This is a genomic window from Pseudomonas maioricensis, from assembly GCF_022790535.1.
Taxonomy (GTDB): Bacteria; Pseudomonadota; Gammaproteobacteria; order Pseudomonadales; family Pseudomonadaceae; genus Aquipseudomonas; species Aquipseudomonas maioricensis.
Window position 1 is genome coordinate 533,110 of record NZ_LOHG01000002.1, and the last position, 18,153, is coordinate 551,262.

15 protein-coding genes are annotated in these 18,153 nt (G+C 56.9%); 10 read left to right on the top strand and 5 right to left on the bottom strand.

Going from position 1 to position 18,153, the window contains the following annotated elements:
- Positions 1–13: 13 nt before the first annotated feature.
- Complete coding sequence (locus tag AUC61_RS05080) at positions 14–547, top strand: DUF3299 domain-containing protein (protein WP_243244740.1); 534 nt, start codon at positions 14–16, stop codon at positions 545–547.
- A gap of 119 nt (positions 548–666) precedes the next feature.
- Here AUC61_RS05080 and AUC61_RS05085 read toward each other — a convergent pair whose 3' ends face one another.
- The gene (locus AUC61_RS05085; protein ID WP_243244741.1) at positions 667–1,575 is read right to left on the bottom strand and encodes a D-hexose-6-phosphate mutarotase; all 909 of its coding nucleotides are present in this window, start codon (positions 1,573–1,575) and stop codon (positions 667–669) included.
- A gap of 193 nt (positions 1,576–1,768) precedes the next feature.
- Entirely contained in the window at positions 1,769–2,170 is a 402-nt protein-coding gene (locus tag AUC61_RS05090; protein WP_027901946.1) for an acyl-CoA thioesterase, read from the bottom strand.
- 480 nt (positions 2,171–2,650) lie between these two features.
- Here AUC61_RS05090 and AUC61_RS05095 point away from each other — a divergent pair, with 480 nt between their 5' ends.
- The 7 genes from AUC61_RS05095 to AUC61_RS05125 all read left to right on the top strand — a co-directional run bounded on the left by AUC61_RS05095 (position 2,651) and on the right by AUC61_RS05125 (position 12,194).
- Positions 2,651–3,943 carry an MFS transporter gene (locus AUC61_RS05095; RefSeq protein ID WP_122667127.1) on the top strand — a complete coding sequence of 431 codons (1,293 nt, stop codon included), beginning with the start codon at positions 2,651–2,653 and terminating at the stop codon, positions 3,941–3,943.
- Between the two features lie 171 nt (positions 3,944–4,114).
- The gene (locus tag AUC61_RS05100) at positions 4,115–5,104 is read left to right on the top strand and encodes a phosphate ABC transporter substrate-binding protein PstS family protein (RefSeq protein ID WP_243244742.1); all 990 of its coding nucleotides are present in this window, start codon (positions 4,115–4,117) and stop codon (positions 5,102–5,104) included.
- 388 nt (positions 5,105–5,492) lie between these two features.
- The gene (locus AUC61_RS05105) at positions 5,493–7,526 is read left to right on the top strand and encodes an ABC transporter permease subunit (RefSeq protein ID WP_422765027.1); all 2,034 of its coding nucleotides are present in this window, start codon (positions 5,493–5,495) and stop codon (positions 7,524–7,526) included.
- A gap of 69 nt (positions 7,527–7,595) precedes the next feature.
- Positions 7,596–9,212 carry a phosphate ABC transporter permease PstA gene (pstA, locus tag AUC61_RS05110; protein WP_243244796.1) on the top strand — a complete coding sequence of 539 codons (1,617 nt, stop codon included), beginning with the start codon at positions 7,596–7,598 and terminating at the stop codon, positions 9,210–9,212.
- 197 nt (positions 9,213–9,409) lie between these two features.
- Positions 9,410–10,243, top strand: coding sequence for a phosphate ABC transporter ATP-binding protein PstB (gene pstB / locus AUC61_RS05115; RefSeq protein WP_027901941.1), 834 nt, complete (start codon positions 9,410–9,412; stop codon positions 10,241–10,243).
- Between the two features lie 67 nt (positions 10,244–10,310).
- On the top strand, positions 10,311–11,072 hold the full coding sequence (gene phoU / locus AUC61_RS05120; RefSeq protein ID WP_243244743.1) for a phosphate signaling complex protein PhoU: 762 nt from the start codon (positions 10,311–10,313) through the stop codon (positions 11,070–11,072).
- A 207-nt stretch (positions 11,073–11,279) separates the two neighbouring features.
- The gene (locus tag AUC61_RS05125) at positions 11,280–12,194 is read left to right on the top strand and encodes a response regulator (RefSeq protein WP_243244744.1); all 915 of its coding nucleotides are present in this window, start codon (positions 11,280–11,282) and stop codon (positions 12,192–12,194) included.
- Between the two features lie 151 nt (positions 12,195–12,345).
- On the opposite strand, the gene AUC61_RS05130 is transcribed toward AUC61_RS05125, so the two are convergent.
- A complete protein-coding gene (locus tag AUC61_RS05130; protein ID WP_243244745.1) occupies positions 12,346–13,518 on the bottom strand; it encodes a transporter substrate-binding domain-containing protein in 1,173 nt (390 codons plus the stop codon).
- A gap of 399 nt (positions 13,519–13,917) precedes the next feature.
- On the opposite strand from AUC61_RS05130, the gene AUC61_RS05135 reads away from it, so the two are divergent.
- On the top strand, positions 13,918–14,814 hold the full coding sequence (locus AUC61_RS05135; protein WP_243244746.1) for a peptidoglycan DD-metalloendopeptidase family protein: 897 nt from the start codon (positions 13,918–13,920) through the stop codon (positions 14,812–14,814).
- A 273-nt stretch (positions 14,815–15,087) separates the two neighbouring features.
- Positions 15,088–15,276, top strand: coding sequence for a type II toxin-antitoxin system RelB family antitoxin (gene relB / locus AUC61_RS05140; protein WP_243244747.1), 189 nt, complete (start codon positions 15,088–15,090; stop codon positions 15,274–15,276).
- Positions 15,277–15,417: 141 nt separating this feature from the next.
- Here the strand turns inward: relB and AUC61_RS05145 are convergent, their stop codons facing one another.
- Together AUC61_RS05145 and phoR are read right to left on the bottom strand one after the other, a co-directional pair.
- Positions 15,418–16,758: a hemolysin family protein gene (locus AUC61_RS05145; protein WP_122667120.1), complete on the bottom strand. Its 1,341-nt coding sequence runs from the start codon at positions 16,756–16,758 to the stop codon at positions 15,418–15,420.
- A gap of 120 nt (positions 16,759–16,878) precedes the next feature.
- Positions 16,879–18,144, bottom strand: a complete 1,266-nt coding sequence (gene phoR, locus AUC61_RS05150; protein WP_243244797.1) for a phosphate regulon sensor histidine kinase PhoR — start codon at positions 18,142–18,144, stop codon at positions 16,879–16,881.
- Positions 18,145–18,153: the final 9 nt, after the last annotated feature.

Consider the following 18,153-nt stretch of genomic DNA (forward strand, 5'->3'; position numbering starts at 1 on the left):
GCCGAGCCTTTCGATGCGCCGTCTTTTAGTTATTCCCCTGCTTCTGATCTGCGGCCTGGCCCGCGCTGAAATTCCTGAAACCGACTGGCTGGACCTAATGCCCAAGTCCGATCAGAAAGCCCTCGAAGCCATGCCCGAAATCGATCACAACTCCCCGGAAGCCCAAGGGACGTTTGACAGCAAAGGTGGCTTGAAACAAAGCAAGGGTTTGCCCGCTGTCATGTACTCAGCCAAGACCGTACCGGCCATGAACGGCAAGGAAGTGCGTCTTGGAGGTTATCCAGTACCGCTTGAAACGGATGCCAAGGGCCACAGCACCCTGTTTTTCCTGGTGCCGTATCCGGGCGCATGTATTCACGTGCCGCCACCGCCGCCTAATCAACTGGTGTTGGTGCGTTACCCCAAAGGCCTGAAGATTGAAGACATCTACACGCCGCTGTGGGTGGTCGGCAAATTGAAGGTTGAAAAGGTTAGCAACGATCTGGCTGATGCGGCTTATGCAATTGATGCAGAGAAAGCGCGGGTAGTGGTTGAGTCGGATTTGTAGCTTTCACGCTTGCTGTGGGAGCCGAGCTTGCTCGCGATAAGGCTGCACACGATCCCAAACCGAGTCCAACCTTATCGCGAGCAAGCTCGGCTCCCACAAAGCGCTCGCCTCTAGACGGGTCAGTCTTCCGACAAAGACTCAGCCCAGACACTCACATCCAGCACATGCATCTGCTCTGGCTCCAGGGTCACGATATCGTCCAGCACGTTGGCTGTTTCGACGCAGACCATGCCCTGCCACCCATCAGCGGCCATATCGTTGAAGCTTTTGGTTTTCTCGGTCCACGGGTTCCATACCACCGACGACTTGGAGCCGTTGGTGCAGATGTGGATTTTGCGCTGCCATTGCGGGTCGATGATGCTCAGCATGTCCGGAGTGTTGAGGTAAATGCGGTCGGTTTCACCTGTAAATTGCAACTCGCCGGATTGCTTACGCTCTTCCCAGTTTTCCAGCGTCTCGATGTATTTCACGCCATCGAGGCCTTTGATGCTGATCTCGCGCACGTCGCTGACGGCGAAATAGGTGTGCAGCGCCTGACTGAAGCTCACGGTTTCGGTGCCGGAGTTGTAACTGACGAGGCTGACGTTCAACGCTTCGTCCAGACGAATGCTTAGTTTCAGGCCTACGTTATGCGGCCAGCCTGGCAGCTTGCCTTCCGTTTTGGGCTGGATGAAATCAACGATCAGCGCGTCGTCATCCTCGGCCATGCCCATCAACTCCCAGTCAATGGTGCGTACTTCGCCGTGGGCGTTGGCGGGCGCATCGCTTTGACGCATGGCCTGCACGCTTTCAGGGTTGCGCTGAAGATTGCCAAACCACGGCCAGCAAATCGGCATGCCGCCGCGAATCGCCTTGCCCTTTTTGAAGGAGGCGTCCGGGTTGGACCAGATCAGCGGCTGCTGCCCGGCGAGCTTATAACTGACGATATGCGCACCCTGCTGGGCGACAACCAGTTCGGCATCGCCGTGGCTGATGCGCCAGCAGTTGAGCTCATCGATGGTGACGGATTCGACCTGGGGCGTTGGCATATAGAAACTCTCAAACAAAGACTAAGACAAAATGGACCGTGTCCAGGTCGGGGAGTTTACCTTTCTCCAGCCAGCCTTACCTTCTTTGGAGTGTGATTCACTGTAGGAGCTGCCGAAGGCTGCGAATCGCGGTGCTTCAGGAATAGGCCTTTCGCAGCCTTCGGCAGCTCCTGCAATTACAAATTACACAGCCTCAGCGCCGGGCAGGCACCGACCGGGTGCGGCCGCTGCCATCTATAGCCACAAACACAAACACCGCCTCGGTCACCTTGCGCCATTCGCTGGACAGCGGGTCATCACTCCAGACTTCAACCATCATCTGGATGGAGCTGCGGCCGATTTCCAGTGCCTGGGTATAAAAGGACAGCTGTGCGCCCACTGCCACCGGCACCAGAAACGCCATGCGATCAATAGCCACCGTGGCAACGCGCCCGCCAGCGATCTTGCTGGCCATTGCTGTACCAGCCAGGTCCATCTGGGAAACCAGCCAGCCGCCGAAGATATCGCCGAAGCCGTTGGTTTCGCGGGGTAGTGCTGTGATTTGCAAAGCGAGATCGCCTTGCGGAATTGGATCTTCTTGTTCGAACTCGATCATGCCTAGGGTGCCTCTGACCCATGACTCTTAATATTTTTGCCGCGGTTGGCAGGCGCCATTCAAAACCATTTGCGTGAACGTAAGACGTTCAGCGAAGGCGGAACACCTGAAGGGGAAACTCTGCGAAAGCGGCTGAATGGCAGCTGATTTCGCACAGCACCCCCGACTGACTGAGGCTAGTGCGCTACATTCCGACACACAACGACAGTAACCCGACGGTCTGCGAGTATATCGGTCGACGCGTCATGAAACGACCGTCGAGTACTGATTTCGACGATATACGCATCAGGCTGTGTGCTTTTTGAAACAATTTGCTATCGTGCCGAACCCGACAAGGCGACATGACTGCCTGTGTCACGCAATTTTGGTGCCTATCCGCACAGTTGCCCCGGACGATCGCAGTTACAGGCCACCCCGCCGTAACCTGCTTTACTGTCGCTAACCCTATTCAAGAGAAGCCTTCTTAGAGAAGTATTGTTCATGTCCACTGTGCCTTCGAGTACCGCGCAGCCTTCGCGCCCGCTGACCCGCAACGACTACAAGACCTTGTCGCTGTCCGCGTTGGGCGGCGCGCTAGAGTTCTACGACTTCATCATTTTCGTGTTCTTCGCGGCGGTGGTCGGCAAACTGTTTTTCCCGGCAGATATGCCTGAATGGCTGCGCATGATGCAGACCTTCGGGATTTTCGCGGCGGGTTATCTGGCCAGACCTCTGGGCGGCATCATCATGGCGCACTTCGGCGACCTGCTGGGGCGCAAGAAAATGTTCACTTTGAGCATTTTCATGATGGCGGTTCCAACGCTGATCATGGGTCTGTTGCCGACCTACGCACAGATCGGCATGTGGGCACCGATCCTGCTGCTGCTGATGCGCGTCATTCAGGGTGCAGCTATCGGCGGTGAAGTGCCGGGCGCCTGGGTGTTTGTCTCCGAGCACGTTCCTGCGCGTCATATCGGCTATGCCTGTGGCACACTGACCTGTGGTCTGACGGCCGGCATTCTGCTCGGCTCCCTGATGGCGACCCTCATCAACAGTATCTACACCCCTATTGAAGTGTCCGACTACGCATGGCGTATCCCGTTCCTGGTAGGCGGTGTGTTCGGCCTGTTGTCGGTGTATCTGCGCCGCTGGTTGCACGAAACGCCAGTGTTCGCCGAGTTGCAGTTGCGCAAAGCGCTGGCCGAAGAAGTACCGCTCAAGTCGGTGTTGCGTGATCACCGCGGTGCAGTTGCTATCTCGATGCTGCTGACCTGGTTGCTGTCGGCGGGGATCATCGTGGTCATTCTGATGACTCCGACCATCCTGCAAGGCGCGACCTTCGGCTTCCCGGCTGCTGTGGCCCTGAAGGCCAATAGCCTGGCGATCGTTTTCCTGAGTCTGGGCTGCATCGGTTCGGGCGCACTGGCCGACCGCATTGGCGCTGGCCGTGTGTTCCTGTTTGGCAGCCTGGGTTTGCTGATCAGCTCATGGACCATGTACCACTCGCTGGCGGCCAATCCGGACTGGCTGTTCCCGCTGTACGCAGTGACTGGCCTGTTCGTTGGTGTCATCGGCGCAGTGCCGTACGTGATGGTCAAGGCATTCCCGGCAGTGGTGCGTTTCTCGGGGTTGTCGTTCTCTTACAACCTGGCTTACGCGATTTTTGGCGGCCTGACGCCGATGGTCGTGACGCTCATGCTCAAATCCAGCCCTATGGCACCCGCCTGGTATGTGGCGATTCTATGTGTGCTAGGCATGCTGATTGGCTGCTACCTGATCGCCAAAAAGCGCTGATCATTCTGAGCTGAAGTCCTCCGCTTCGCGCCGCGCTCTACTCAAGACCGCCATTCCTGAAAAGGGTGGCGGTCTTTCATTTAATTGTCACAATTAAGTCATAGAGTCGTCACGCGTCCGGCCAATACTCGGGCCAACGGACCTATTTTTTCACCTCGCTCGGAGCAAGGTATGACTTTAAAGCGCTTGATCACTGCACTGACCTTCGTTGCCGCCGGCGTTGCGACCGCCAATGCGGTCGCTGTCGTTGATCCGGCGATCAAGCCATACGTCAAGACATCGGGTGTGTCTGGCAACCTGTCCAGTGTGGGCTCCGATACCTTGGCGAACCTTATGACGCTGTGGGCCGAGGCGTATAAGAAAGAATATCCGAGCGTGAACATTCAGATTCAGGCCGCAGGTTCATCTACTGCACCACCGGCATTGACTGAAGGCACCGCGAACCTGGGGCCAATGAGCCGCAAGATGAAAGACGGCGAGCTGTCGGCGTTCGAGCAGAAATACGGCTACAAGCCCACGGCCATTCCCGTCGCAGTCGACGCCTTGGCGGTGTTTGTGCACAAGGACAACCCGATCAAGGGGCTGACCATGGCGCAAGTGGATGCCATCTTCTCGGTTACCCGTCTGTGCGGTGCCAAGGCCGACGCCAAGACCTGGGGCGATGTCGGCATTACCGGCGATCTGGCAAATAAGCCGATTCAGCTGTTTGGTCGTAATTCGGTGTCCGGCACTTACGGCTACTTCAAGGAAGAAGCACTGTGCAAAGGCGACTTCAAGGCTAACGTGAATGAACAACCGGGCTCGGCTTCGGTAGTGAGCTCGATCAGCAGCTCGCTCAACGGCATTGGTTATTCGGGCATTGGTTATAAAACGTCCAGCGTCCGCACCGTGCCGCTGGCGAAGAAAGAGGGTGGCGAGTTTGTTGAAGACAATGAAGCCAACGCGTTGAACGGCACTTATCCGCTGTCACGCTTCCTCTATGTCTACGTCAACAAGGCTCCGAACAAGCCGCTGGCGCCTCTTGAGGCTGAATTTATCAAGTTGGTCCTGTCGAAGCAGGGTCAGGAAGTGGTCATGAAAGACGGTTACATTCCGCTGCCGCCAAGAGTTGTGACCAAGGCGCTGACGGATTTGGGCCTGCTGGAAGCAACCGCAAAATAATCCGGGTTGCGGTGGGATCTGTTCTAATCAGGCCCACCGTTAACTGAACAGTTCGCTGCCATGATCGTAGGTGGCGGGCTTTTTTGCGTCACCCCGCTGTAATGTTTTTGTCATACAGGGCGGCTAGGGTGTGCGCATGAATGATCTGGCCAATTCATCGATGAATCAGAATTCACCTGCCAAGCGCATTGATTTCAATACGCCTGAGCTGCAACGCAGGCGCCGCATACGCGCTTTCAAGGACCGCCTGACCCGTTGGTATGTCGCCATTGGCGGCCTTGCCGTGCTTGCGGCTATCACCTTGATCTTCTTTTACCTGGCCTATGTCGTTGCGCCTTTGTTCCACGGCGCGAGCCTGACCACGCAAGATGCGCTGAAACCTGCCTGGCTGAATGATGCTGGCAAGCCGCTGATGCTGTCTGTTGAAGAGCAGAACCAGGTGGGCATGCGTATTTCCGACAAGGGCGAGGCTGTGTTTTTCAGCGTCGCAGACGGCGCAGAGCTCAAGCGGGTTGGCCTGCCGTTGCCCGCAGGCGTGAGCGTAGCGTCAATCGGTCAGGACCAGCCCGGCACTCCGCTCATTGCGCTTGGCTTGTCCAATGGTCAGGTGCTGGCGTTCAGACACGGCTACCTGATCACTTATCCGAACAACCAGAAGACCATCACGCCGACCATCACCTGGCCCTACGGCGAAGCGCCGCTGGTGCTGGATGAAGAAGGGCGGGCGGTTGAGCATGTCAGCATCAATGCCAATGGCGAGAAGCTGTTGGTTGCGGGCACCACCGGCACACAGCTGCACGTTTTGTCGCTGGCGAAAGAAGAAAACATGATGACCGGCGAGGTCACCAGCGAGCAAAGTCGCATCGAGTTGCCGCAGATGTCCGAGGCTGTGAAAGCCATCTACATCGATCCACGCCAGCAATGGCTGTACGTGATCAACGGTCGTGCGCAGGCCGACGTGTTCAGCCTGCGTGATCGAACGCTCAATGGCCGTTACAAACTGCTTGAAGACGGTAACGCGGAGATCACTGCCAGCACGCAATTGGTCGGTGGTATTTCGCTGATCATCGGTAACTCAAAAGGCGGCATGGCCCAGTGGTTCATGGCCCGTGATGTCGATGGCGAACAGCGCTTCATGCACATTCGCGACTTCAAGATGGGCAATGCGCCCATTGCACAAATCACCGCTGAACAACGCCGTAAGGGTTTTATCGCTCTGGACACATCGGGTCAGCTTGGCGTATTCCACAGCACTGCACACCGGACCCTGTTGATAGACAAAGTGGCTGAAGGTGCGGGTATTTTCGCGCTTTCGCCGCGTGCTGATCAGATCATGGTGGAGCAGGGCGGCGTGCTGCGGCCGATGAGCCTGAAGAATCCGCACCCGGAGGTTTCGTGGAGTGCATTGTGGGGCAAGGTCTGGTACGAGAATTACGACGCGCCCAAGTATGTCTGGCAGTCCACTGCGTCCAACAGTGACTTCGAGCCCAAGCTGAGCCTGGCACCGCTGACTTACGGCACCCTAAAAGCTGCGTTCTACGCCATGTTGCTGGCGGCGCCGCTGGCGGTCGCGGCTGCGATCTACACGGCTTACTTTATGGCGCCCGGTATGCGCCGCAAGGTCAAACCGGTCATCGAGCTGATGGAAGCCATGCCGACGGTGATTCTCGGCTTCTTCGCCGGGCTGTTCCTGGCACCGTATCTGGAAGGGCATCTGCCGGGTGTGTTCAGCCTGATGCTGCTGACGCCAATCGGCATTCTGCTCGCCGGTTTCACCTGGAGTCGTTTGCCTGACTCGATTCGCTTGCGGGTTCCCGATGGCTGGGAAAGCGCGATCCTCTTGCCCGTGGTACTGCTGGTTGGGTGGTTCTCACTGAGCATGAGCCCGCATCTGGAAAACTGGTTCTTCGGCGGTGACATGCGCATGTGGATCTCCCACGATCTGGGCATCACCTACGATCAGCGCAATGCGTTGGTGGTCGGCATTGCCATGGGTTTTGCCGTTATCCCGAATATTTACTCGATTGCCGAAGATGCGGTGTTCAGTGTGCCTCGCGGCCTGACGCTGGGCTCGCTGGCGTTGGGCGCAACGCCTTGGCAGACCCTGACCCGCGTCGTGATTCTGACCGCGAGCCCCGGAATTTTCTCTGCACTGATGATCGGCATGGGCCGTGCGGTGGGCGAAACAATGATCGTGCTCATGGCCACCGGCAATACGCCGATCATGGACATGAACCTGTTCGAGGGGATGCGCACGCTGGCGGCCAACGTGGCCGTGGAGATGCCTGAGTCGGAAGTGGGTGGTAGTCACTATCGGGTGTTGTTCCTCGCAGCACTGGTGCTGCTGATGTTCACCTTTGTGATGAACACCCTCGCAGAGCTGATCCGTCAGCGCCTGCGCAAGAAATACTCGTCTCTCTAAGGAAGGTAGAAGTTCGTGAAACAGAACTCCCTCAAGAGTTGGTTCAAAACAGGCGCTCCCGGCGTCTGGATGAGTGCGGGTGCGGTATCGATTGCGGTCATCATGACCCTGGGCCTGTTGTCAGTGATCGCCGTGCGCGGCCTTGGCCATTTCTGGCCGGCTGATCTGATGTATGCGCAGTACGACGTACCCAATCAGGAGAAACATGTTCTGATCGGCGAAGTGGTCGAGCAAGAGCAAGTCCCTCGCGCCCGCCTCAAGGGCGCAGGTTTGCCGGTACCGGAAGATGGCCCGGAGTTCATGACCCGTGAGCTGGTCAAAGTGGGCAATCGTGACGTCAACCCAAGTGATTTCACTTGGGTTGTGGGCGAGTGGATAACCAACCAAAGCCTGCCGCCCGAACTGATGACGATTGAGCGCCGCGAGTGGGGCAACTTCTATGGCTACCTGGTCAACGTCAAAGAAGGCGGCAAGGTCGTTGCTGAAGGCGAAGCCGCCTGGCCGACGCTGCAAGAGCGCATCAAGCGTGTCGAAGGTCTGGCCCGTGAGCTTTATCAACTGGAAAAGAAAGATGTCGGTGCAATCAACCACGGCATCGAGCGTCTGCGCTTGCAGGCCCGCAAGCTGGAACTGGATGGGAGGCTTGATGCGCAGGCCCAGGCCGACATGGCCAGCGAACGCGCGGAGCTGGACAGCCGCTACAAGGTTATCGAAGAGCGTCTGACCTCATTGCACGAAGCGTTCGATCGCGACAGCCTGACTGCGCGTGATGCCAATGGCAAAGAAGTCGAAATCAGTCTGGGCAAAGTCGTGCATGCCTATCAGCCCAACGGCATGGGCACGATCACCAAAGTCGGTTTCTATTTCAAGAAGCTGTGGGAATTCCTCAGCGAAGATCCGCGAGAAGCCAACACCGAAGGCGGGATTTTCCCGGCGATTTTCGGCACGGTGATGATGACCCTGATCATGGCCGTCATCGTCACGCCGTTTGGCGTGCTGGCAGCGGTTTATCTGCGCGAGTACGCCAGGCAAGGTCCGGTGACCCGCTTGATCCGCATTGCAGTCAACAACCTCGCGGGCGTCCCTGCCATCGTGTATGGCGTGTTCGGGTTGGGATTCTTCGTGTACGTGCTGGGCGGCTCGCTGGATCAGTTGTTCTTCCCCGAAGCCTTACCCGCGCCGACCTTTGGTACGCCGGGCCTGCTCTGGGCTTCGCTGACCCTGGCATTGTTGGCGGTGCCGGTGGTGATCGTCGCGACTGAAGAAGGGCTGGCGCGTATCCCGCGCACCATTCGCGAAGGCTCGCTGGCGCTGGGGGCTACCAAGGCCGAAACGCTGTGGAAGATCGTTCTGCCCATGGCCAGCCCGGCCATGATGACCGGCCTCATTCTGGCAGTGGCGCGTGCAGCTGGCGAGGTTGCGCCGTTGATGTTGGTGGGCGTGGTCAAACTGGCTCCGTCGCTGCCGGTGAATGGTAATTACCCTTACCTGCATCTGGATCAGAAGATCATGCACCTGGGGTTCCATATTTACGATGTGGGCTTTCAGAGCCCTAACGTTGAAGCTGCACGCCCCCTGGTGTACGCCACGGCGCTGTTGCTGGTGCTAGTGATTGCCTTGCTCAACCTGTCGGCGGTGGCTATTCGTAACCACCTGCGCGAGAAATACAAAGCGCTGGACAGTTGATTGAATGATTAGAGGTCGCCCAACAATTGGCCTGTAGGAGCTCACGAGTAACGCGAGGCAGCGATAGCGATTTGTATGACACACCGCTTCGCGGCCGTCGTTACCTCCGACAGCTCCTACAGACCCGATCAATCAGACGGTTGTATTTTGATTGAGAAGGGCGGTTCAACAGAATGGTTAGCGTAGGGAGCAATTCCATGCAGCATGAAAACCCGGCACGAGGCATCAATATGTCGGCCTTGGGGCGCAACAAGTCTGGCCTGCACCTGGCCGACGAAACCGTGGCCATCGAAGTGCCGGGTCTGAACCTGTTTTATGGTGACAAACAGGCCTTGTTCGATGTCAGCCTGAACATTCCGAAACAGCGCGTGACGGCCTTCATCGGCCCGTCCGGCTGCGGCAAGTCGACGTTATTGCGTACGTTCAACCGTATGAACGATCTGGTCGACGGCTGCAGCGTTAAGGGCGCAATCAATCTGTATGGACACGACATCTACACCAAAGGTGAGGACGTCGCCGAGTTGCGCCGTCGTGTGGGTATGGTGTTCCAGAAGCCCAATCCGTTCCCCAAGACCATCTACGAAAACGTGGTGTATGGCTTGCGGATCCAGGGCATCAACAAAAAGCGCGTACTCGATGAAGCTGTCGAGTGGGCACTCAAGGCTGCAGCGCTGTGGGACGAAGTCAAAGATCGTCTGCATGAGTCAGCGCTAGGCCTTTCCGGCGGTCAGCAGCAACGTCTGGTGATCGCCCGGACCATCGCCGTGGAGCCGGAAGTCCTGCTGCTCGACGAACCCTGTTCAGCGCTCGACCCTATTTCGACGTTGAAAGTTGAAGAGCTGATCTACGAACTGAAATCCAAATACACCATTGTGATCGTTACCCACAACATGCAGCAGGCGGCACGGGTTTCGGATTACACCGCGTTTATGTACATGGGCAAACTGGTCGAGTTCGGTGACACGGACACGATGTTCACCAACCCGGCTAAAAAACAGACTGAAGATTACATCACCGGTCGTTACGGCTAGGTCCTGCTCAAACCCTGAAGCACCGCTGCGTTTTCGCACTTAACCGGACGTTCCAAGGACACCAAGCATGATTCATAAAGACAGCCTCACGCATCACATCTCGCAACAGTTCAACGCTGAGCTTGAAGAAGTACGCAGCCATCTGCTCGAAATGGGCGGTTTGGTCGAGAAGCAGGTCAACGATGCTGTGACTGCCTTGATCGAAGCGGATTCCGGTCTGGCCCAACGCGTTCGTGAAGTCGACGATCGCATTAACCAGATGGAGCGCAACATCGATGAAGAGTGCTTGCGCATCCTGGCGCGTCGTCAGCCTGCAGCTTCAGACCTGCGTCTGATCATCAGCATTTCCAAGTCGGTAATCGATCTGGAGCGCATCGGTGATGAGTCGACCAAGATTGCTCGTCGCGCCATTCAGTTGTGCGAAGAAGGCGAGTCGCCTCGTGGTTACGTCGAAGTTCGCCACATTGGCGATCAGGTACGCAACATGGTGCGCGATGCTCTGGATTCGTTTGCTCGCTTCGACGCCGAGCTGGCGCTTTCCGTGGCTCAGTACGACAAAGTCATCGACCGCGAATACAAGACCGCCCTGCGTGAGCTGGCGACCTACATGATGGAGGATCCACGCTCGATCTCCCGTGTGCTCAACGTAATTTGGGTACTGCGTTCGCTGGAGCGTATTGGTGATCACGCCCGTAACATTTCCGAGCTGGTCATCTATCTGGTGCGCGGAACCGACGTACGGCACATGGGCCTCAAACGCATGAAAGAAGAGGTCCAGGGTATATCAAGCGAAAGCGCTAATGTTCCGGGCAAATCTGACGATAAGTAAGATTGCCTGCGAAAAAAACGCCCAGCTCGCAGCTGGGCGTTTTTGTTCTCGGGCGTGAGAATTCCAGCCGCCCGCGAATTAAATGTCCTGGCGCCGTCAAACAGGTTGGCCTTTGGCCATCAGCCAGCGCTATGCTTGCCGAAATATAGGGTGTGTTCAGCATCAACGCAGTTCGCCAGCACTGGCGACACACCCGCAGGAGCGTCGATGAGTAAGATCAGTGTTTTGATTGTGGATGACGCGACGTTCATTCGCGATTTGGTTAAGAAAGGTCTGCGCAATTATTTTCCCGGTATTCACACCGAGGACGCCGTCAACGGTCGCAAGGCTCAGGTCACCCTGAACCGCGAGCAGTTCGACTTGATCCTGTGCGACTGGGAAATGCCGGAAATGTCTGGCTTGGAGCTGCTGACCTGGTGCCGTGAGCAGGACAATTACCTGAAAACCGTTCCCTTCATCATGGTGACCAGCCGTGGCGACAAGGAGAACGTGGTACAGGCGATTCAGGCCGGCGTTACCGATTTTGTCGGCAAGCCATTCACCAATGAACAACTGCTGACCAAGGTCAAGAAAGCCCTGGCCAAAGTCGGCAAGCTCGATGCCGTGATGTCCACCGCTCCGTCGCGCATGAACTCGCCGCTCAATGACTCGCTGAGTGCGCTGACCGGCGGCAAGGCTGAAGTGGTACGTCCTGCTGCCAGCCCTGCTGCTGTGGCCGCGCCAGGGTTTGGCGGTATTGCCAAAGCTCCGCCAGTTCCGGCCAAAGCCGCTGCGAAAGAGCCAGCAGGTCGTGGTCAGGGCCAGTTGCGCCTGCCGAGTGGTAATCAGAGCTGCGTGATCAAGGCGCTGACCCTGAAAGAAGCATTGCTGGTGGTGCGTCGCAGTGAAACCTTGCCGCAGATCCTTGAGCAGGCTGTGCTCGATCTGGAGCAGGGTGAGAGCAATGAAGTGGCGCGCCTCAACGGCTACTTGCACGCTATCGTGGCCTTCGAACAGAAGCCTGACAGCGAATGGCTGCAAGTGACCTTCCGCTTCACCGATCAAGACGCTCAGAAAATGGACTACATTTCCCGACTGATCGCCCGTGGCACGGTACAGAAGCACTTCTCACCGGGTGCGTGACTTTCGCATCAGGACGGCTGCCTGAAGGAGCATCTTTTAGAGCAGCCGCGTTGTCGTGGGGTAAACGCGGGGGCTGACTACTGTTGCCCCCGCGTTATTTGATTGCCTGCAGGCTTCAAGTAGTCGCAGGTGACCTCTCCATGCTCATGGCTTAATGTGATTTGTGGCCCACGTAAGCCATGCACTCTATTTCTATTCTGGCGCTGGCCAATAACTTGCCCGCTTCAAAAGTCGTCCGCGCGGGAAAGCGGTCAGCTGCAAAGTAACCGGCGTATACCGTGTTCATGTCGGCAAAATCCTTGATATCCGCCAGTATTACTGTGCATTTCACAACGTCTTTAAGTGATGATCCATTGCTCTCAAGGATCACGCGCATGTTGTCCATAATCGCTTTCGTCTGAGCGGCAGTGTTCTCTGGGAAGTGGCCGTTGGCGTCATCTCCCAGCAGCCCTGACAAATACAGAAAATCACCGGCCCGAACGGCTTGTGAAAATGGCTTTCCTGCTCCCGCAGCCATGAACCTGAGCGATGAGGTGTTGGTTATGTCATGGGACTTCGGCGAGAGGTAGCGCTCGACTATAGCTTGTTGCGTGCCATCTGCCTTCAAAGCGGCTAGCGCTTCATTGAGTTTGAACTTGAGAAGCTGATCACTTTTACGGACAGCCATGGCAACTCCGCTACCCAGCATCGGATCCGTTACGGGTGGGCCAGCGAAATCAAATCGACTGCCCTCTGGCGTACTCAGTAGTGCTTCGGAAATCTCGATAGAGTCCTGCAGAGTCGCGTCGAGGTCCCCGGTTAGAAGTTTACCGATGAGTTCGGCATTCAAGCCGAAGCTCTGTACGTCCACTCCTTTACTGGCCCACTCTGCCAGAGCGAATGCCTCCCGGCTGGTGCCTTTTAGTACGCCTATGCGCTTGCCTTTCAGTGCTGCGGCTGTTGGCTCAAGGCGCGAACCCTTGGCTGCTACCAGCCGGCTGGAGAGTGGATACATCACATCTGTGAAGTCGACTTGCTGTTTGCGTGCTTCGGTCGGTGTCATTGGCATGATCACGTCGAATGCATGTGCCTGGAGTGCGGCAATATTGGTGGCGTAGGGTTGATCAACCCATACGCATCGTACGTTCATCCGCTTGCAGATCAAATTACCCAGGTCAATATTCAATCCAACCAGTTCGCCGTTGATATTGCGGCTTTCAAAAGGCGGAACATCGGCTTCAATACCGATCCGAACTTCGGTTCGCGCGAGAGCAGGTAGTGAGAGCAATCCAGTAATAGCCAATAAAATAAGTGAGTAAGGTGATTTGCTTTTAATGATAGGCAAGGTAGTAGGCCTTTATTGTGGGTTTGTATTTGATTGATGTTTGCACAGCCCTCGTCCTGTAAGGCTTTGGTAGCGGATCAGGTAGTGTGGAGGTTGGAAGTAATTGTATTGGCTGGCAAACTTTAGTAGTCGAAAAAATTATTGTTTTATATGTCCTTTTTGAAAATGTTACGGGCGAGTAGTTGTGTGAAAGTTGATCTTGTTTTGTAGGAATCTGTCCGTACTTTGCTGTTACATACTCCGCGCTTTAAAGATGCAGGCTGAGCGCGCATCTGCATGGTCGGCGTCTGACGCGATTTTCTTGACGCCCGGTCTGTTCCCGATTGATAGAGCAGAGTCCTCATTCGCAGGAATCACTGTTAGGCTTGCCTCATCTTTTTTACAACGCTGACCAATCCCATGCTTGAGCGCTTACTGATCCTGTGTGCTCTGTTGCTGGCTGCGCAAACGGCCGGGGCGGTGACGATCTACAAATTCACCGATGCAAACGGCGTGGTCTCGTTTACCGACCGCCCAACGCCGGGTGCAGCCGTGGTGGTGTTCAAGGATCGGATGGTTGAGCACATCGAGCGTCAGGTGCACCTGAGCACCAAGCGGGATAAAGGCGTGGACAGCCTCTACGTGCGCAACGACCTGTACGCGCCGGTCGAGGTTGAGCTGAAAATCTCTGCCGGTAAGAACGTGCTTGGCGTCCCCGACCAGACCATTCGTCGCACGATACCGGCCCGTGGCAATGAGCGAGTCACGGTCCTGAGCCCCAAAGTCGTCGGCAAGCCCATGAGCTACAAAACCAGCCTGCGTTCCATTGTGGGTGATCCGCAGCGCACGAGTCTGGCGTATCGGTATCCATTGCCTTGGGTGGGCGGGCCGTTTCGTTTGAGTCAGGGGCCTAACGGGAAGTACAGCCACTTTGGTCCCAAAGGCCGCTACGCCATGGATATCGCCATGCCCGAAGGCACGCCAATCATCGCTGCGCGTGGTGGTGTAGTAGTGAAGATCGAAAACGACCAGACCGGCAAAGGCTCAAACCCTTCCGGCAACTTCGTGCGAATCCTGCACGACGACGGCACCATGGGCGTTTATCTGCACCTGATGCGCGGCTCGGTCAGCGTCAAGGAAGGTCAGCACGTCATGGTCGGCAGCGCCTTGGCGCGCTCCGGTAATACCGGCAATAGCAGCGGCCCGCACCTGCACTTCGTGGTCCAGCGCAACGTAGGCCTGGCGCTGGAGTCCATCCCCTACGAGTTTGCACAGCCGGTGCAGAGCCTGCCTAATTTTGCGGTGGGGGGGAATTGAGAGAACGATTAGCAGCAAACGGTGACCTGTAGGAGCTCACGAGCAGCGCGAGGCAGCGATGGCGGTGAATCAGACAGGACGCCATCGCTGCCTCGCGGTGCTCGTGAGCTCCACAGAAAAACATTCCAAATCAGGGATCACTTTGGCTAACACGATTTTCGGGCCTACAGTTCCTTGGAACGAGTCAGCGTAGGTTTTTTCCGATTTTCCAGACGGTCGAGACAGCTTCCAGCGACAGGCCTAAGCTCTGAACGGTCCCAGCCGGAGTTAGTCGTGAGCGCCCTACTTTCGCCAGTCGTTTCAGAGTTCGAAACCGAAGAGCAAGCCGACAGCTATGATGTCTGGTTCCGTGAAAAGGTACAGCGGTCGCTGGATAGTCCGGGAACCGGCGTACCCCATGATGAAGTGATGGCGAGAATGGACGCGATCATTGAAGCATCTGAGCGTAAGCAGTGTCCCTGACACAGCGCTGCCGCGTAGCACACGGGTTGCCTGTAGGAGCCAACTTGTTGGCGAGACGTCGGGCCTGCATAATCAGAAAATGCTGCCTCGCCAACAAGCTGGCCCCTACAGGGCTGTATCAATCCTCAGGCTGATACAGCCTCAATCAATCTTAACCACCTTGGCCAACACAATTTTCGGACCTTTCATCTTTTTGATGATGATCCGCAACCCTTCGAACTCCATGACTTCTTCGACTTCCGGCACCCGTTTGAGGGTTTCGTAGATCAGGCCTGCCAGGGTTTCGGCTTCCACGTGGTCCAGATCAATGCCCAGCAAGCGTTCGACCTTGAACAGCGGTGTGTCGCCACGCACCAGCAGTTTGCCGGGCTGGTAGGCGAGGATGCCGCGCTCGACCTTGCGGTGTTCGTCCTGAATGTCGCCGACCAGCACTTCCAGCACGTCTTCCATGGTCAGGTAGCCGATGATCTTGCCGTCGGCTTCTTCCACCAGCGCAAAGTGGGCGCCGCCCTGACGGAACTGCTCAAGCAGGCGCGACAGAGGCATGTGCTTGGACACTCGCTCAAGCGGACGCGTCAGCTCGGCCAGGTTGAAGGATTCCGGGATGTGATCCAGTGCCGCCAGTTCCAGCAGCAGGTCCTTGATGTGCAGCAGGCCGACAAACTCGCCACGATCGGCGTCGTATACCGGGTAACGGCTGAACTTGTGGCGGCGGAACAGGGCGAGGATTTCTTTGAGCGGCGCATTGAAGTCCAGCGTCACAAGGTCTTCGCGGGAGTTGGCCCAGTCGACCACTTCCAGTTCGCCCATTTCAACGGCGGATGCCAGCACCCGCATACCCTGATCGCTAGGATCCTGGCCACGGCTGGAGTGCAGAATCAGTTTCAGTTCTTCGCGGCTGTAGCTGTGCTCATGATGCGGACCAGGCTCGCCTTGGCCTGCAATGCGCAGAATCGCGTTGGCGCTGGCATTGAGCAGGTAAATGGCCGGGTACATCGCCCAGTAAAACAGGTACAGCGGCACCGCCGTCCATAGCGACAGCAGCTCCGGCTTGCGGATAGCCCAGGACTTGGGGGCCAGTTCGCCGATCACGATGTGCAGGTAGGAGATGATGAAGAAGGCCGTGAAGAACGAAACGCCCTTGATCACTTCCGGTGTGTCTACACCCAAGGCCGCCAGCAAAGGCTCCAGCAAGTGCGCGAACGCAGGCTCACCGACCCAGCCCAAGCCCAGCGACGCCAGGGTAATACCCAGCTGGCAGGCCGAGAGATAGGCATCAAGCTGGCTGTGAACGGTGCGCAGGATATGCCCGCGCCAGCCGTTTTTTTCCGCAATAGCTTCAACTTTGGTCGAGCGTAGCTTGACCATGGCGAACTCTGCCGCAACGAAAAAGCCGTTGAGCAGGACCAGAAGCATTGCGAAGAGAATCATGCCGAAGTCGGCGAACAGTGACGCGAGGTTAAAACCAGGGGAAGGGTCCATGATGGAGTTTTACGGGTTCCGTTTTAGCGAGAGAGGTTATTGCCTTACCGAAATCGGGGGCATAAGTGCCGCAATGTAGCGGCTCAATGCCCGCTTGCCTAGTGGCCCAGGTGTCGCGCCTCAGGCTTGTGCCAGCTGGATAGGCGGAAAATGGCAGGTAAACACGCTGCCCTTGCCCGGTACGCTGTTGATTTCCAGTGTTCCGCGGTGGCGCAACAGCACGTGTTTGACGATGGCCAGGCCGAGCCCCGTCCCGCCGGTATTGGAGGCGCGGCTGGAGTCCACGCGATAGAAGCGCTCAGTCAGACGCGGCAAATGCTTGGTTTCGATTCCGATCCCCGAATCCTGCACGCTCAGGTGAGCACCACGATCATCGGCCCACCAGCGAATCTGGATTTTTCCTTCGGCGGGGGTGTACTTCACAGCGTTGAAAATCAGGTTGGAAAACGCGCTGCGCAGTTCGGTATCGCTGCCCTTGAGCAGCGTATCGGTTTCGATATTCAGGTCGATCTGCTGATTCTTGTTGCCAGACAACGCCTGCGCATCACTGGTGATGGTCTTGAGCAACGTGCTGACAACAATCGGATGATTATCTGACGGATAGTCAGTGGCTTCGAGCTTGGCCAGCAACAACAGGTCATTAAGCAGCGTTTGCATACGCCCGCCTTGCTGATGCATCTGCTGTAACGCGCGAACCCAGCGCGGGTTCACTTCTTCGACGTTATCCAGCAGGGTTTCCAGATAACCGAAAATCACGGTCAACGGTGTGCGCAGTTCGTGAGAAACGTTGGCGACGAAATCCTTGCGCATCTGCTCCAGTTGATGAATACGAGTGACATCGCGCACCAGCATCAGATGTTCGTTGTTGCCGTAGCGGGTGATCAGCATCTGGATGCGCACCCGGTCATTGGTGGGCGACGGGATTTCCAGCGGCTCGGCAAAACTGTCTTGCTCGAAGTATTCCTTGAAGCGCGGGTGACGAACCAGATTGGTGACCGGCTGGCCGCTGTCTTGCGGAGTCTTGAGGCCCATCAGGGTTTCCGCAGCACGGTTCCACCATTCCAGGTTGCCTTCGCTGTCGAGCATGATCACCGCGTCCTTGAGGGCGGCGGTTGATTCCTGCACGCGGTCGATCACCGCTTGCAGGCGACCACGCACACGCTGATCGCGGCGTTGCAGATGGTAAATGCTGTCGAAGACTTCGCCCCACAGGCCGTAGCCATCAGGCGGAGGTTCATCGGTCTGGTGGTTGCTAAGCCACTCGTGCAGGCGCAAGAGCTGTTTGAGGGTCCAGGCCAGATACAGCCCCAGACCGATGGCCAGGCTCCAGCCATATTCGCCGCTGATCAGCCCGACCACGAGACAGGCCGTCACCAACAGCAGCATGTGGCGGAT

What these genes read in the sequence shown, in the direction of transcription:
- AUC61_RS05090 (WP_027901946.1), bottom strand. Translation starts at nt 2,170, where the DNA reads ATGATCGAGTTCGAACAAGAAGATCCAATTCCGCAAGGCGATCTCGCT.
- pstB (WP_027901941.1), top strand. Translation starts at nt 9,410, where the DNA reads ATGCAGCATGAAAACCCGGCACGAGGCATCAATATGTCGGCCTTGGGG.
- AUC61_RS05100 (WP_243244742.1), top strand. Translation starts at nt 4,115, where the DNA reads ATGACTTTAAAGCGCTTGATCACTGCACTGACCTTCGTTGCCGCCGGC.
- pstA (WP_243244796.1), top strand. Translation starts at nt 7,596, where the DNA reads ATGAGTGCGGGTGCGGTATCGATTGCGGTCATCATGACCCTGGGCCTG.
- AUC61_RS05145 (WP_122667120.1), bottom strand. Translation starts at nt 16,758, where the DNA reads ATGGACCCTTCCCCTGGTTTTAACCTCGCGTCACTGTTCGCCGACTTC.
- phoR (WP_243244797.1), bottom strand. Translation starts at nt 18,144, where the DNA reads ATGCTGCTGTTGGTGACGGCCTGTCTCGTGGTCGGGCTGATCAGCGGC.
- AUC61_RS05085 (WP_243244741.1), bottom strand. Translation starts at nt 1,575, where the DNA reads ATGCCAACGCCCCAGGTCGAATCCGTCACCATCGATGAGCTCAACTGC.
- AUC61_RS05080 (WP_243244740.1), top strand. Translation starts at nt 14, where the DNA reads ATGCGCCGTCTTTTAGTTATTCCCCTGCTTCTGATCTGCGGCCTGGCC.
- AUC61_RS05095 (WP_122667127.1), top strand. Translation starts at nt 2,651, where the DNA reads ATGTCCACTGTGCCTTCGAGTACCGCGCAGCCTTCGCGCCCGCTGACC.
- AUC61_RS05135 (WP_243244746.1), top strand. Translation starts at nt 13,918, where the DNA reads ATGCTTGAGCGCTTACTGATCCTGTGTGCTCTGTTGCTGGCTGCGCAA.
- phoU (WP_243244743.1), top strand. Translation starts at nt 10,311, where the DNA reads ATGATTCATAAAGACAGCCTCACGCATCACATCTCGCAACAGTTCAAC.
- AUC61_RS05125 (WP_243244744.1), top strand. Translation starts at nt 11,280, where the DNA reads ATGAGTAAGATCAGTGTTTTGATTGTGGATGACGCGACGTTCATTCGC.